At 63.3% G+C, this 13,520-nt stretch carries 13 protein-coding genes; 7 read left to right on the top strand and 6 right to left on the bottom strand.

Translation table 11 applies throughout. The features are described from left to right. Positions 1–70: 70 nt before the first annotated feature. The 7 genes from ACR42D_RS03900 (at position 71) to ACR42D_RS03870 (ending at position 8,053) form a co-directional block, all read left to right on the top strand. Positions 71–2,065, top strand: a complete 1,995-nt coding sequence (locus ACR42D_RS03900) for a methyl-accepting chemotaxis protein (RefSeq protein WP_484565555.1) — start codon at positions 71–73, stop codon at positions 2,063–2,065. Between the two features lie 246 nt (positions 2,066–2,311). Continuing rightward, a complete protein-coding gene (locus ACR42D_RS03895) occupies positions 2,312–3,418 on the top strand; it encodes an iron ABC transporter substrate-binding protein (RefSeq protein WP_484565554.1) in 1,107 nt (368 codons plus the stop codon). Next, on the top strand, positions 3,419–4,489 hold the full coding sequence (locus ACR42D_RS03890; protein ID WP_484565553.1) for a FecCD family ABC transporter permease: 1,071 nt from the start codon (positions 3,419–3,421) through the stop codon (positions 4,487–4,489). Further along, positions 4,486–5,241 carry an ABC transporter ATP-binding protein gene (locus tag ACR42D_RS03885; RefSeq protein ID WP_484565552.1) on the top strand — a complete coding sequence of 252 codons (756 nt, stop codon included), beginning with the start codon at positions 4,486–4,488 and terminating at the stop codon, positions 5,239–5,241. Before ACR42D_RS03890 ends, ACR42D_RS03885 begins: the two co-directional genes overlap by 4 nt. A 23-nt stretch (positions 5,242–5,264) precedes the next feature. Then, the gene (locus tag ACR42D_RS03880) at positions 5,265–5,804 is read left to right on the top strand and encodes an FmdE family protein (protein WP_484565551.1); all 540 of its coding nucleotides are present in this window, start codon (positions 5,265–5,267) and stop codon (positions 5,802–5,804) included. Between the two features lie 92 nt (positions 5,805–5,896). Beyond that, positions 5,897–6,574: an IS1595 family transposase gene (locus ACR42D_RS03875; protein ID WP_484565550.1), complete on the top strand. Its 678-nt coding sequence runs from the start codon at positions 5,897–5,899 to the stop codon at positions 6,572–6,574. A gap of 336 nt (positions 6,575–6,910) precedes the next feature. Next, on the top strand, positions 6,911–8,053 hold the full coding sequence (locus tag ACR42D_RS03870) for an IS481 family transposase (protein WP_484565549.1): 1,143 nt from the start codon (positions 6,911–6,913) through the stop codon (positions 8,051–8,053). Between the two features lie 163 nt (positions 8,054–8,216). Here ACR42D_RS03870 and ACR42D_RS03865 read toward each other — a convergent pair whose 3' ends face one another. From ACR42D_RS03865 to ACR42D_RS03840, 6 genes are read right to left on the bottom strand one after another with little or no spacing between them, the layout of a single operon-like run. Further along, positions 8,217–8,627 carry a 4Fe-4S binding protein gene (locus ACR42D_RS03865; RefSeq protein ID WP_484565548.1) on the bottom strand — a complete coding sequence of 137 codons (411 nt, stop codon included), beginning with the start codon at positions 8,625–8,627 and terminating at the stop codon, positions 8,217–8,219. Positions 8,628–8,635: 8 nt separating this feature from the next. Then, entirely contained in the window at positions 8,636–9,715 is a 1,080-nt protein-coding gene (locus ACR42D_RS03860; RefSeq protein WP_484565547.1) for a hydrogenase large subunit, read from the bottom strand. A gap of 9 nt (positions 9,716–9,724) precedes the next feature. Then, positions 9,725–10,090 carry an NADH-quinone oxidoreductase subunit C gene (locus ACR42D_RS03855; RefSeq protein ID WP_484565546.1) on the bottom strand — a complete coding sequence of 122 codons (366 nt, stop codon included), beginning with the start codon at positions 10,088–10,090 and terminating at the stop codon, positions 9,725–9,727. Between the two features lie 18 nt (positions 10,091–10,108). After that, positions 10,109–10,552 carry an NADH-quinone oxidoreductase subunit B family protein gene (locus ACR42D_RS03850; protein ID WP_484565545.1) on the bottom strand — a complete coding sequence of 148 codons (444 nt, stop codon included), beginning with the start codon at positions 10,550–10,552 and terminating at the stop codon, positions 10,109–10,111. 3 nt (positions 10,553–10,555) lie between these two features. After that, positions 10,556–11,404, bottom strand: a complete 849-nt coding sequence (locus ACR42D_RS03845) for a respiratory chain complex I subunit 1 family protein (RefSeq protein WP_484565544.1) — start codon at positions 11,402–11,404, stop codon at positions 10,556–10,558. Then, positions 11,404–13,305 carry an NADH-quinone oxidoreductase subunit 5 family protein gene (locus ACR42D_RS03840; protein WP_484565543.1) on the bottom strand — a complete coding sequence of 634 codons (1,902 nt, stop codon included), beginning with the start codon at positions 13,303–13,305 and terminating at the stop codon, positions 11,404–11,406. The genes ACR42D_RS03845 and ACR42D_RS03840 overlap by 1 nt, the downstream gene beginning before the upstream one ends. Positions 13,306–13,520: the final 215 nt, after the last annotated feature.

The following is a 13,520-nucleotide window of genomic DNA, read 5'->3' as shown; positions in this document are numbered from 1 at the left end:
TTATAATGGCAATAAGTCAACCATGAAACGTACAAAAAAACCATAGCAACCTTCAACAAAAGAGTTTGTCATGCATTTCAATGTCAGAGTGAAAATCATCCTGTCATTCGCCATATCGCTTTTCCTGCTCTGCGCCGCCATCCTGACCGTGAGCCTGACTTCCATCTACAACGACTCTGTGAACTACAGCCGGACCTCGGCGGCCGGGCAGCTCAAGCATGTAGACGGAACCATCTCCATGTACATGCAGGAGACTCTGAACAACACGGCCATGATGGCCGAGGACCCGCGCGCCAGACAGGTGGATGACATCAAGACCAACTACCTCGACGCGAACAAGAAGTATCCCAAGCGGTATCTTGAGCCCGGCGACACGGCGGGCGAGGCCATCCAGGGATTCTACCGCATGATCCTGGCCTCCCACCCCAGCTACGAGGACTGCTATCTGGGCACGGCCAACGGCGGGTTCGTCATCGGCGGCGAATCCGGCATCCCGGCGGGCTATGACCCGCGCTCCCGGCCCTGGTACGCCAAAGCGGCCGCCTCCCCGGCCAAGCCGGTCGTGTCCGAGGCCTACGTGTCCACCACCGGCGACGCCATGGTCAGCACGGCCAAGGCCGTGGTCGGCGACGGCGGCAAGGTCCTGGGCGTGGTCGCCATGGACCTCTCACTGGCCCAGCTGACCAAGCTCATCCAGGAGGTCCGCCTGGGCGAGACCGGCTACGTGGTCATGATCCAGAACGACGGCGTGGTCATCGCCGACCCCCGGCAGCCGGACAACAACTTCAAGAATGTCAAGGACCTGTCCGACCAGCTCTACGCCAGGGCCTTCGCCCTGAACAACGGTGCCCTGAACGGCGTCCTGCGCGGCACGGACTACATGGCCGTGGTCCATACCTCGCCCGCCCTGGGCTGGAAGTTCATCGCCTTCACCGAGACCTCGGAGATCATGGCCCCGGTGTGGAGCAACGCCGTCTCGGCCACCCTGCTCTCCCTGCTGGTCCTGGCGGTCATCGGCGTGGCCATGTGGTTCTACATGAACCGGCTGCTGATCAAGCCGCTGGGCCGCATCGTCCGGGTCCTGCGCCGGGCGGCGGACGGCGACTACACCGCCCGCCTCGACACCCGCCGCCGGGACGACGTGGGCGAGATATTCCAGGCCCTGAACACCATGTCCGAAAAGCTGACCGACATCGTCGGCCAGGTGGTGGACGGCAGCTCGCGCGTGGCCTCGGGCAGCGAGGAGCTGTCCGGCACGTCCAGCGCCCTGTCCGACGGGGCCACCCAGCAGGCCTCGGCCCTTGAGGAAGTCTCCTCGTCCATGGACGAGATGGCGGGCAACATCCGGGCCACCGCCCAGAACTCGCAGACCACGGTCGCCATAGCGGACAAGGCCTCGAACAACGCGCGTCTCGGCGGGCAGGCCGTGGGCGAAACCGTCTCGGCCATGCAGGAGATTGCCCAGAAGATCACCATCGTCGAGGAGATCGCCCGACAGACCAACCTCCTGGCCCTGAACGCGGCCATCGAGGCGGCCCGGGCGGGCGAGCACGGCAAGGGGTTCGCCGTGGTGGCCTCCGAAGTACGCAAGCTGGCCGAACGCAGCGGCCAGGCCGCGGCCGAGATATCCCAACTGTCCACTTCCAGCGTGGAGGTGGCGGTCAAGGCCGGCGACCTGCTCAAGGAGATGGTCCCCGACATCGAGAAGACCGCCGAACTCATCCGCGAGATCACCGCGGCCAGCAACGAACAGAACGCGGGCGCGGAACAGATCAACGCGGCCCTGCAGCAGCTGGACCACGTGGTCCAGCAGAACGCGGCCGCTTCCGAGGAGATGGCCTCCACCTCCGCCGACCTGGCCGGGCAGGCGCACGGCCTGGAACAGCTCGTGGCCTTCTTCAAGGTCCAGGGCGGATCGGCCCCTTCGGCCCGGACCGTGGCCCGGGTGTCCAAGCCCTCGCGCACCCCCCTGCCCGGAGCGACCATCCAGGCCGCTCCGAGCGCTCCCCGAGGCCTGGCCCTCGACGCGGACGACCCCGACGACGGCGAATTCGAACAGTTCTGATCGTCCGCCGACCGATAACACGGCGGCCCTGCTCAGTTCGAGCGGGGCCGCCTTTTCTTTTCCCAGCCCACCGGTCCATCCGCCATGACGCGCATCCGGAACAATGCAGACCGCAACAGTCCGTTTTCATTTCCCTCTTGACGCCATTCCGGGTTTTATTTAGGAAGATTATAGTGTTACATTTTATATATTCGTAGCAACTACCGGGTTGCAATCAATGTTTTGTGTGTTCCACAAGGTGTTCAAATGAAAAAACATCATCTCTTCTGCGCCCTTCTCCTGTTCCTTCTGGCCGTGCCCGCCAACGTGTCGGCGCGCACGCTGACCGACTCGAACGGCAGGACCAACGACATCCCGGACACCATCGAGCACGCCATCTGCTCCGGTTCCGGCTGCCTGCGGCTCTTGACCTATCTCGGGGCCCAGGACCGCGTCGTGGCCGTGGACGACATCGAGGTCCGCCGCCGCAAGTTCGACGCCCGGCCCTACGCCATCGCCAACCCGCAGTTCAAGAAGATGCCCATATTCGGCGAGTTCCGGGGGCACGACAATCCCGAGCTGATCCTGACCCTGGAGCCCCAGCCCCAGGTCATTTTCAAGACCTACGCCTCGTCCATGGGCTACGATCCCCAGGAGCTCCAGGACAAGACCGGCATCCCTGTGGTGGTCCTCGACTACGGCGACCTGGGCGACAAGCGGCCCGCCCTGTACAAGAGCCTGCGCATCATGGCCCGGGCCATGGGCAGGGAGCGGCGCGCCGAGGAGATCATCGAGTACATCGACGGACTCATCGCCGACCTGAGCCGCCGCACGGGCGACGTGCCGGGCCAGGAGCGGTCCTCGGTCTACCTGGGCGGCGTGGCCTTCCGCGGCCCGCACGGCTTCCAGTCCACGGAACCGGCCTATCCGCCGTTCCAGTTCGTCAACGCCATCAACCTGGCTTACGATGCGGGCAAGGCGGGCAAGAGCCTGACCCAGTCCGACATCGCCAAGGAGAAGATCGTCGAGTGGAATCCGGACGTGCTCTTCCTGGACCTGGCCACCCTGCAGCTGGGCGACGAAGCGGGCGGGCTGTTCGAGCTGCGCACCGACCCGGCCTACCGCATGCTCTCCGCCGTCAAGGAGGGGCGCGTCTACGGCGTGCTGCCGTACAACTGGTACACCCAGAACTTCGGCTCCATCCTGGCCGACGCCTACTTCATCGGCAAGGTCCTCTACCCCGGCCGGTTCGCGGACGTGGACCCGGCTGCCAAGGCGGACGAGATATATACCTTCCTGGTGGGCAAGCCGGTCTTCAAGGACATGAACGGCCTGTTCCACGGCATGGCCTTCCAGCCGGTCCCGGTGAACTAGATGCACTTCTCCGACGGTCAGGTCCCGGCCGAATACCGGCGGTACATAGGCGTCAAGCTCGCCGTGGTCTGCTTGACCGGCGGACTGCTGGCTGCGGCCCTGGTCGTCTCCATCTCCCTGGGCGCGGCCAACATCCCGGTGGCGGACGTGGCCAAAACCCTCATGGGCTGGGCCGTGTCCAAGCGGTTCGACGTGATCGTCTGGAACATCCGGCTGCCCCAGGCCCTGGCCTCCATCGTGGCCGGGGCCGGGCTGGCCGTGGCCGGGGCGGTCATGCAGTCCATCCTGCGCAACCCGCTCGGTTCGCCCTTCACTCTGGGCATCTCGCACGCGGCCGCCTTCGGCGCGGCCTTTTCCGTGATGGTCCTGGGCGGCGGAATCATGGGCTCCACCAACGCGGACGCCGTGAACATCACCAACCCCTACCTGACCACGGGCGTGGCCTTCGTCTTCAGCCTGGCCGCCGCCGGAGTCATTGTCGGGGTCTCCAGGCTGCGCGGCTCCTCGCCAGAGATCATGATCCTGACCGGCGTGGCGCTGGGCGCGCTGTTCACCGCCGGGACCATGTTCCTGCAATTCTTCGCCGACGACGTGCAGCTGGCGGCCATGGTCTTCTGGACCTTCGGCGACACGGCCCGGGCCTCCTGGACCGAGCTGGGCGTCATGACCGGGATAACCGCCGTCACCTCCCTGTACTTCCTGGCCAACGGTTGGAACTACAACGCCATCGACGCGGGCGACGAGACCGCCAAGGGACTCGGCGTGCGCGTGGACCGCGTCCGGCTCATCGGCATGATGCTCGCCTCCATGCTCACGGCGGTGATCATCGCCTTTCTGGGCATCATCGGCTTCGTCGGCCTGGTGGTCCCGCACATGGTCCGCCGGGTCATCGGCTCGGACCACCGTTTCCTGCTGCCGTGCACCATCCTGGCGGGCGGCCTGCTGCTGCTCGCCTCGGACACCGCCGCCCGGCTGATCCTGGCGCCGCACATGCTCCCGGTCTCGGTCCTGACCGCGTTCATGGGCGCGCCGGTCTTCATCTACCTCATCATAAGGGGGCAGCGCAGATGATCCTTTCCGTCAACGGCCTCGACTTCGCCTACAACGGCTCCGAGGTCCTCCGCGACGTGGAGTTCGGCCTGAACGGCGGCGAACTCCTGGCCATCCTCGGCCCCAACGGCGTGGGCAAGACCACCCTGCTCAAGTGCATCAACGCCATCCACGCACCCAGCGCGGGCAAGGTCCTGGTGGAGGACCGCGACGTGCTCAAGATGCGCCCGCACGAGATCGCGCTGGGCATCGGCTACGTGGCCCAGCGCAACGAGGCCGCCCGGTTGACCGTGTTCGACGCTGTGCTCATGGGCCGCAAGCCGCACATCGTCTGGCGCGTGGGCGAGGAGGACCTCAAGATGGTCGACTCCGCCCTGAAACGGCTGCACATGAACCACCTCGCCCTGCGCTACATCGACTGCCTGTCCGGCGGCGAACTGCAGAAGGTGGCCATCGCCCGCACCCTGGTCCAGGAACCGCGCCTCATGCTCCTGGACGAGCCCACCTCCAGCCTGGACCTCAAGAGCCAGGTGGACATCCTGACCATGCTCCGCCGGGTGGTGGACGAACACCGCATCGCCGCGATCATGACCATGCACGACCTGAACACCGCCCTGCGCTACGCCGACAAGGTCCTGTTCCTCAAGAACGGCTGCATCCACTCCACCGGCCCGGTCTGCGAGGTCACCTCCGACGTGGTCGAGGAGGTCTACGGCCTGCCCGTGCACATCCATCACGTCCAGGGCCACCCCATGGTGGTCCCGGCCGCATAGCCCCAATTCACAAGGAGACACCCATGCCCTGCTCCATTCCCCAGGACAAGATCGACGCGGCCATCGTCTTCCACGGCCACCACTGCCCCGGCCTGACCATCGGCGTCCGCGCCGTGGAACTGGCCCGGCGGGAACTGGGCGACCTGGACACCCTGGACCTCGTCGCCGTGGCCGAGACCGACATGTGCGGCGTGGACGCCATCCAGTTCCTGACCGACTGCACCCTGGGCAAAGGCAACTTCATCCACCGCGACTACGGCAAGCGCGCCTTCACCTTCTTCGATCGCAAGTCCGGCAAGGGGTTCCGCGCCGTGCTCAGGGACTCCGCTATGGGGGGGCCCGGAGAATCCCGTGAAACGGGCATCGAACGGTTCATGACCCTGGACCTGGACGACATGTTCGCCGTCACCCCCCTGGACTGCCCCGCGCCCCGCCCCGCCGCCGTGCTGCAAAGCCTGCGCTGCGACCAGTGCGGCGAAATGACCATGGAATCCCGCACCCGCCGCTACGGCGGCAAGACCTACTGCATCCCCTGCTTCACGGACATCGACCAGAAGCTGTAGGGGAGAGAAGAATGCCTCCGGCGGCCAGAGGGGAAACTTTTGAAAAGGGGCTAGACTAGAACAGGATCTGGTTTTCCGGTAATAGGTCAATTATGCCGGTAAAAAACAAGTACGCAAATCGTTCGAAAATTTCGGGAGCCAAAACCAGGGAGCTGGTCAGGCTGTTTTGCTACGACTTGGACGCAACTCAGATAAGCAAGGTGGCGAAAATAAATAGAAATACCGTCAATCGGTATATACATGCCATCAGAGTGCGAATCGCCGAGTTTTGTGAAGCGCAATCCCCCCTCACTGGGACGATCGAAGTTGATGAAAGCTTCTTTGGCCCGCGTCGGCAGAAAGGTCGTGTTGGCCGTGGAGCCTATGGGAAAACGGTCGTTTTCGGAATTTTGAAACGAAGGGGATTCGTCAACACGCAGATCGTCCCAGACTGCACCAAAGCCACCCTTCAAGGAATCATCCGAGGAAAGGTAGACCTTGAAAGTGTAATTCATTCTGATGGATTACGTTCTTATCATGGATTGGTGGACTTAGGTTATCAGAAACATTTTCGGATAGACCACGGGGAAGGCGAGTTTGCTAAAGGGACGAATCACATTAACGGTATCGAGAGCTTTTGGGGCTTCGCAAAAACAAGGCTTGTTAAGTTCCATGGCATTGCCAAAGCCACTTTCAATTTACATTTGAAGGAATGTGAGTTCCGATTCAACCACAGGAAGGACATGTACATGGTCCTCCTGAAGATACTCCGGAAGAGTCCTCTGTTCTAGTCTAGACCCTTTGAAAAAGTTTCCCCTCTGGACTCCCCTTCAAAACTTTTTGTCGCCGCTTCGCGGAAGCCGTGCGGACGCCACTTGGCGTACCTCAACAACTACAGCCCCCACCTCCATATCTACGCGTCACCGCACGCTCTCCCTCACCCCACCACCTCCGCGAAGCGCACAAAAAGTTTAGGAGGGATGGGGGGATGGGGGGCCGGGGGAAGGGGAGAAGGGGAGAAGGGGGTACAGCCCGGGTACATAGGTAACACATTAGCCCGGGAACAGGGGTAACACTTTGGGCATGAGAGCCTGGAGGTGCCCATGCCCTGGAATGAGGTCAAACCTATGGATCAACGATGGCTGTTTGTGATGGAGGCGCAGCTTGGCGCCGAGGCCCTGGCGGCATTGTGCCGCAAGTACGGCATCAGTCGAAAAACAGGATACAAGTGGCTGAAACGATACCATGAACTCGGCAAGTTCGGATTCATGGAGCTGACCAGGAGGCCGCGCGGTTGTCCGCATAGGACGCCTGTTGAAATGCGGGAGGCCGTCGTGGCCCTGCGCAAGGCGTGGCCGGGCATCGGGCCGCGCAAGATCGCCGGTGAGCTGCGCAATCGGGGGCTCCGGCCCCCCTCCCACAGCACCATCGCCCTCATCCTCAAGGACGCGGGGCTGGTCAAGGCGCGCAGGCGGCGCAACGCCCGGTTTCGGCAATGGCCAGGCACGCTGACGGAGCCCGAGCATCCCAACCACGTCTGGAGCGTCGACTACAAGGGCTGGTTCAGGATGCTTTGCGGAAGCACCTGCTATCCATTAACGATTATGGATAGTTACAGCCGATTTCTCGTGGGGTGCGAGGCCCTGTCCCGGCCCGCCTTCGCGCCCACGCGGGAGGCCTTCGACCGGACTTTCGCCCGATTCGGCCTGCCCGAAATAATCCGCGTGGATAACGGAACGCCGTTCGCGGGGGCGGGAGCGGGCGGCCTGTCCCGGCTGAGTGCTCTTTGGCTGCGGTTGGGGATCGACGTGGAGTTTATCGAGCCGGGCAAGCCGCAACAAAACGGGGCGCACGAGCGGATGCACCGCAGCCTCAAGCGGGAAATCCGCCTGGGCAGAGGGCTGCGGCAACAGCAGCGCCGCTTCCGCGCCTGGCGTCGGCACTACAACCACAACAGGCCCCATGAAGCGTTGGGCATGGCCGTCCCAGCCCAGGTCTACGTCCGATCGGAGAGAAGATATCCAGCTGAAATACCGGACTTTCAATACGCCGCACAGCACACTGTCCGGCGGGTCAAAAACACCGGGGAAATCAAGTGGAGGGGCCGCAGGCGGTACATCAGCCAGGGCCTGGCCGGCAGTCTGATCGGCCTTCTGGAAAACCGCGCCGGCGACTTGAACATCTACGCCGGATCAGTCCTGCTCGGCATCTTGCCCGCCTCCGGTTCCGGGGGCCTGATCAGGCCCCCGGAACCGGTAGACGAACAATAAAAGTGTTACCCATGTACCCGGGCAGAAGTGTTACCCATGTTTCCGGTTGCACAGGGAACCCTTTTCTCAAAGGGTTCCCTTCTCCCCTTCCCCCGGCCCCCGGAGGCAAAAAAAGCCCCCGCACGGTGTGCGGGGGCTTTTTTTATTCACATTGCAAGGACGGTTATTTGTCGTCCTTTTTGTCCGCTTTGGCTTCGGTTTTGGCCTCGGCCTTGGGGGCGGAGGATTTGACCTTGGGTTTGGGCGGGTTGCCGTGTTCGATCCAGACGACCTTTTCGGTAACCGGCTTGCGGTGCGTGTCCTTCATGGACAGGCATTTGGTCGGGCAGTTGTCCCGGCACAGGCCGCAGTAGACGCAGGCGTGCGGGTCGCACTGCCAGGTGCCGGCCCCCTTGTCCACGGTGATGCACTGGCTGGGGCATTTGCGGGAGCACATGCCGCAGAAGATGCACTTGTCGATGTCGATGACCAGCTCACCCCGGTAGTTGGGGAACGGCTCGCGCACCTCGAAGGGGTACTTCCGGGTGGCGGGCTTCTTGAGCAGGTTCTTGATGACGGTGGGTGTAAACAGCATGCGTCCTCCTAGCGTTCGGTGCAGCTGATGCACGGGTCGATGGACAGCACGATGACCGGCACGTCCGCCAGTTCGCACTCCGGCAGCATGGCCAGGAGCGGCGGGATGTTGGCGAACGTGGGGGTGCGGATGCGCAGCCGGTCCAGGTTCTTGGTGCCGTTGCCCCGGATGTAGTAGACGCACTCGCCGCGCGGCTGCTCGACCCGGGTGTAGACTTCGCCCTCGGGCGGATTGCCCTTGACCTTGGCGGCCAGCTCGCCCTCGGGCAGCTTGGCCACGGCCTGGCGGACCAGGTCGATGGACTGGAGCACTTCGCGGAAGCGGACCGTGGAACGCGCCCAGCAGTCGCCGGCGGTCTCGACCACAGGCTCGAAGTCGAGCAGGTTGTACGCACCGTAACCGGTCATGCGCATGTCCTGGGCCACGCCCGAGCCGCGCAGGGTCGGTCCGGCCGCGCCGAGTTCCCAGGCCTGGGCCTTGGTCATCACGCCCACGCCCACGGTGCGGGTCTTGACCGTGTAGTCGTTCATGATGGTGTCCTGCATGGCCTTGACCTCTTTCTCGACGATCTCGAGCTCGGACAGGATCCAGCGGATCTGCTCCGTGGAGAGGTCGGCGCGGACGCCGCCGATGACGTTGACGGACACGATGACGCGGCTGCCGGCGGTGGCCTCGTTGATGTCCATGATGCGCTCGCGGACCTTCCAGAACTGCATGAACAGGGACTCGAAGCCGAAGGCGTCGGCGAACAGGCCCAGCCACAGCAGGTGGGAGTGGCAGCGATGCAGTTCGGACCAGATGACGCGCAGCATCTTGGCGCGGTCCGGGACCTCCACGCCCATGAGTTCCTCGATGCCCTGCGAGTAGCAGACGGCGTGGATCATGGAGCAGATGCCGCAGACGCGCTCACAGACGTTGATCATCTGGTGGTAGTCGCGGATGTCGGCCAGTTTCTCCAGGCCGCGGTGCACGTAGCCCAGGGCCGGGATGGCCTCCTTGACGATCTCGTCCTCGACCTTGAGGGTCAGGTGGACGGGTTCGGGCAGGACGGGATGCTGCGGGCCGAAAGGTATAACGGTGGTTGCCATTTCAGCCCCCTATTTCTTGGGCTCGATCTTGACGTTGGACACCAGGGGAACCTGGGTGACCTCGGGGTCGAGATAGAGCGTACGGTTGAAGTCGAGGACCAGGCCGTCGAACTTGACGTTCCACTGGTCGCGGATTTCGTTTTCCACCAGCAGGGCGGCGAAGTAGACGCCGGACACGCTCGGGATGGGCTTGTCCATGTCGGCCACGAGCCGCAGGTGGGTGGTCTCCAGATCCTTGTCGAAGTGGTAGAGGATGCCGATCTTGTCTCCTTCCTGATAGGCGGAATACGTGACCAGCCTCTGTCCTTCGTTCTTCATGTTCATGACCTCGCCGACGATGGTGTCGAGGGTCACGTCGATAACTTTACCTTGCATTATATACCTCGCGTGAAGCTACTTGGCTTCTTCCACTTTCTGGGCGAACTTGGCCAGTCCCGCCACGACGCCGTCGATGATGGCCTCGGGCTTGGCCGGACAGCCGGGGACGTAGACGTCCACGGGGATGACCTTGTCCACGCCGCCCACGACGTTGTAGGCCTCGCGGAAGACGCCGCCGGTGTTGCCGCACGCGCCGATGGCGATGACGGCCTTGGGCTCGGGCATCTGGTCGTAGATGTTCTTGAGCACCTTCTTGTTCCGGTGGTTGACCGTGCCGGTGACCAGGAGCACGTCCGCGTGCTTGGGGTTGCCGACGTTGATGATGCCGAACCGCTCCACGTCGTAGAGGGGGGTCAGGCAGGCCAGGACCTCGATGTCGCAGCCGTTGCAGCTACCGCAGTCGAAGTGCATGATCCACGGTGACTTGGCGCGAGATTTCTTGATGAATGATCCGAACATGATTTACCCCGCGTACAGCCAGATGAGGTTAACGACGGACATGCCCATGCCGAGCAGCCAGACGCGCTTGAGCATCCAGCGCCAGGTCATGCGGGCCATGGTGTTGTCCACCAGGATTTCGAGCATGTAGGTGGCCACGAGCAGCAGCGCCATCCAGGCCACGTTGGTGTGCCAGAAGAGCGCGCACAGGGACAGGACCAGGACGGTCTCGTACCAGTGGGCGATCTCGATCAGCCCCAGGTAGGGCCCGGAGTACTCGGTGAGCACGCCCTTGACCAGTTCCTGGTGTCCGTGGTGGGAGGTCGAGAAGTCGAACGGGGATTTGCGCAGCTTGATGGTCAGGGCGTAGCCCAGCGCCAGGTAGAGCAGCGGCATCTTGGCCAGCAGGGGCGTATCCTGCGCCCAGATGGCGTCGATGGAAAAGCTGCCGGTGACCATGTAGAAGCCCACGAAGACCAGGATCAGGATCGGCTCGTAGGCCAGGATCTGGAGCAACTCGCGCTGCGCGCCCACCTGGGAGAACGGGGACTTGGCGGCCATGGCACCCATGACCAGGAAGACCGCGCCAATGGCCTGCACGAAGAAGACGAGCAGCAGGTCGCCCTGGGCGAAGAACAGGGCCACGGACACGGCCGCGGCGATGAGGTACACCCAGGCGCAGAGGATCTGCCACTGGTTGACGACCATCTTCTCCTTGCCGAAGAGCTTGGCCACGTCATAGAAGGCCTGCATGATCGGAGGACCCTGGCGGGATTGGAACCAGGCGGTGACCCGGCGGTCCAGACCGGCGATCAGGCCGCCCAAAAGCGGCGCGGCCACGAGGCCGATGATGACGAGAATGAGAGTTTCCATTAGAGCGCCCCTCCCAGCATGAGGACGATCAGCGCGACCGCCAGTGCGTTGAAGATGGGCGTGAGCTTGGTTTCAGCGAACATCTCGCCCAGGTACAGGTTGCCGGTGGAGAACGGCACTTCGCCGTTCATGGGGCCGACGTAGGCGCCGTCACCGGCGGCCGAGTTGGCTCCGCTGACGTAGGGCGGCACGATCTTGACCCTGCGGTAGCCCGAGGCGGCCTTGACCGCGTAGAGCAGGCCCAGGCCGAGCACCAGGAACAGGGGCACGACCACGAAGGTGCCGTGCGCGGATTCCAGGGAGCCGAAGCCGACCACGAACGGCGCGGAGCCGATCCAGGGGGCCAGCAGGGAGTTGTAGATCCACGGCGAGGCCACGGACAGGACCACCGCGCCGAGGCACAGGGTCATGAGCGGCAGCCGGGTCAGCATGGGCTGGGATTCGGCCTTGGCGCCCGGCTCGCGGGAGCCCATCATGGAACCGGCCCAGCGGGCCAGGTACACGACCATCATGGCCGAACCCATGGCCAGCATGACCACGATGAAGATGTTGCTGTCGGCCGAGGCCTCCATGGCCATCCACTTGCCGAGCAGCACGCCGAACGGCGGCAGCATCATGGTCAGGATGCCGATGATGGTGATCAGGGCCGTGCGGGGGTTCGAGCCGTACAGTCCGCGCATGTCCTCGATGTCGCGGGAGCCGATGGACTGCTCGATGGTGCCCACGCACAAAAAGAGCAGCGACTTGGAGATGGCGTGGAAGAGGATCAGGATGATCGCCGCGGTCAGGGCCAACGGGGTGTTGATGCCCGCGCAGCAGATGATCAGGCCGAGGTTGGCCACCGTGGAGTAGGCCAGAATCTTCTTGCCGTTGGACTGGCCGATGCCGAGCGCGGCGCAGGCCAGGAAGGTGAACGCGCCGCAGACGGCCACGCCCGTGGACAGGAAGGTCCCGGCAAAGGCCGGAGCGAACCGCAGGACCACGAACACGCCCGCCTTGACCATGGTCGAGGAGTGCAGGAGCGCGGACACTGGGGTCGGGGCGACCATGGCGCCGAGCAGCCAGGACTGGAACGGCACCTGGGCGGCCTTGGTGAAACCGGCCAGACAGAGGAAGGCCAGCCCGGTGAGCATCACCGCGCTGGTGGAGCCCAGAGCCAGGACGGCGCTGATGTTCAGGGTCTCGGCCTGGGAGTATACGAGCATCATGCCGAGGACGAAGGCCAGCCCGCCCATGGCGTTCATCCACAGGGCGCGGACCGAGTTCCTGGTGGCGATCTCGGTGGCGTCGTGGCCGATGAGCATGAAGGAACAGAAGGTGGTCACTTCGAAGAAGAAGTACATCCACAGCATGTTGTTGGACAGGACCAGCCCGTTCATGGCGCCCAGGAAGATGAGCATGAAGAAGAAGAATCTCGGCTGGCGCGTCTTCTTCAGGTGCAGGTGCTCCTCGTGTTCCTGCATGTAGGGAATGGCGAAGATGCAGATCAGGGAGCCGATGATCGAGATGACCAGGACCATGATCAGGGAGAGCTGGTCGCCGACAACGGCCGGAACCGCCTCATGGCCGACCATGACCGACTCGAACCAGGCGAGCAGCACCGCCTGAGCCAGGGTGAATCCCTGGATGAGCAGGTTCTTGTTCTTGTAACCGTAGAAGTAGATGACACCGAGCAGGACGAAATCCAGGACCGTGATCAGGAAATCGCTGCCGATGCCCAGGAATGAGCCGACCTCGGTCGGCGCAAACGTCCCCTGCGCAAGCAATCCCAACGACGAGAGCGTCAGGATGCCTCCGGTGGCGAGCACGGTCAGCTTCCGCACGGCCATGGACCGGACGAAATAGCAGACCATCGCCGCTGCCGCCGGCAGCAGGATGAGAAGCACTAACAGATTTGACATGAAGAGACCTCGTTTCAGAAGATGAAGAACGAGTACAGCAGGCACCTGGCAGCCGGTTCACCTCCAACCGAATGCCAGTGCGTTTGCACTTTACCCTTAGCCTAGTAAACAATTGTCCTTAGGTGAAGTTAACCCCCAGGTCAAGACCCAAACCGGACTTTTGCCCCATCCTTTTCACCCTCGCAAGTTCTCGTATCTCCACGCGTTTTTGCACC

Source organism: Pseudodesulfovibrio sp. lm2024 (assembly GCF_051175575.1).
GTDB lineage: Bacteria > Desulfobacterota > Desulfovibrionia > Desulfovibrionales > Desulfovibrionaceae > Pseudodesulfovibrio > Pseudodesulfovibrio caledoniensis.
The sequence above is the reverse complement of the archived record's forward strand: the minus strand, read 5'-3'. Positions and strand labels throughout refer to the sequence as shown.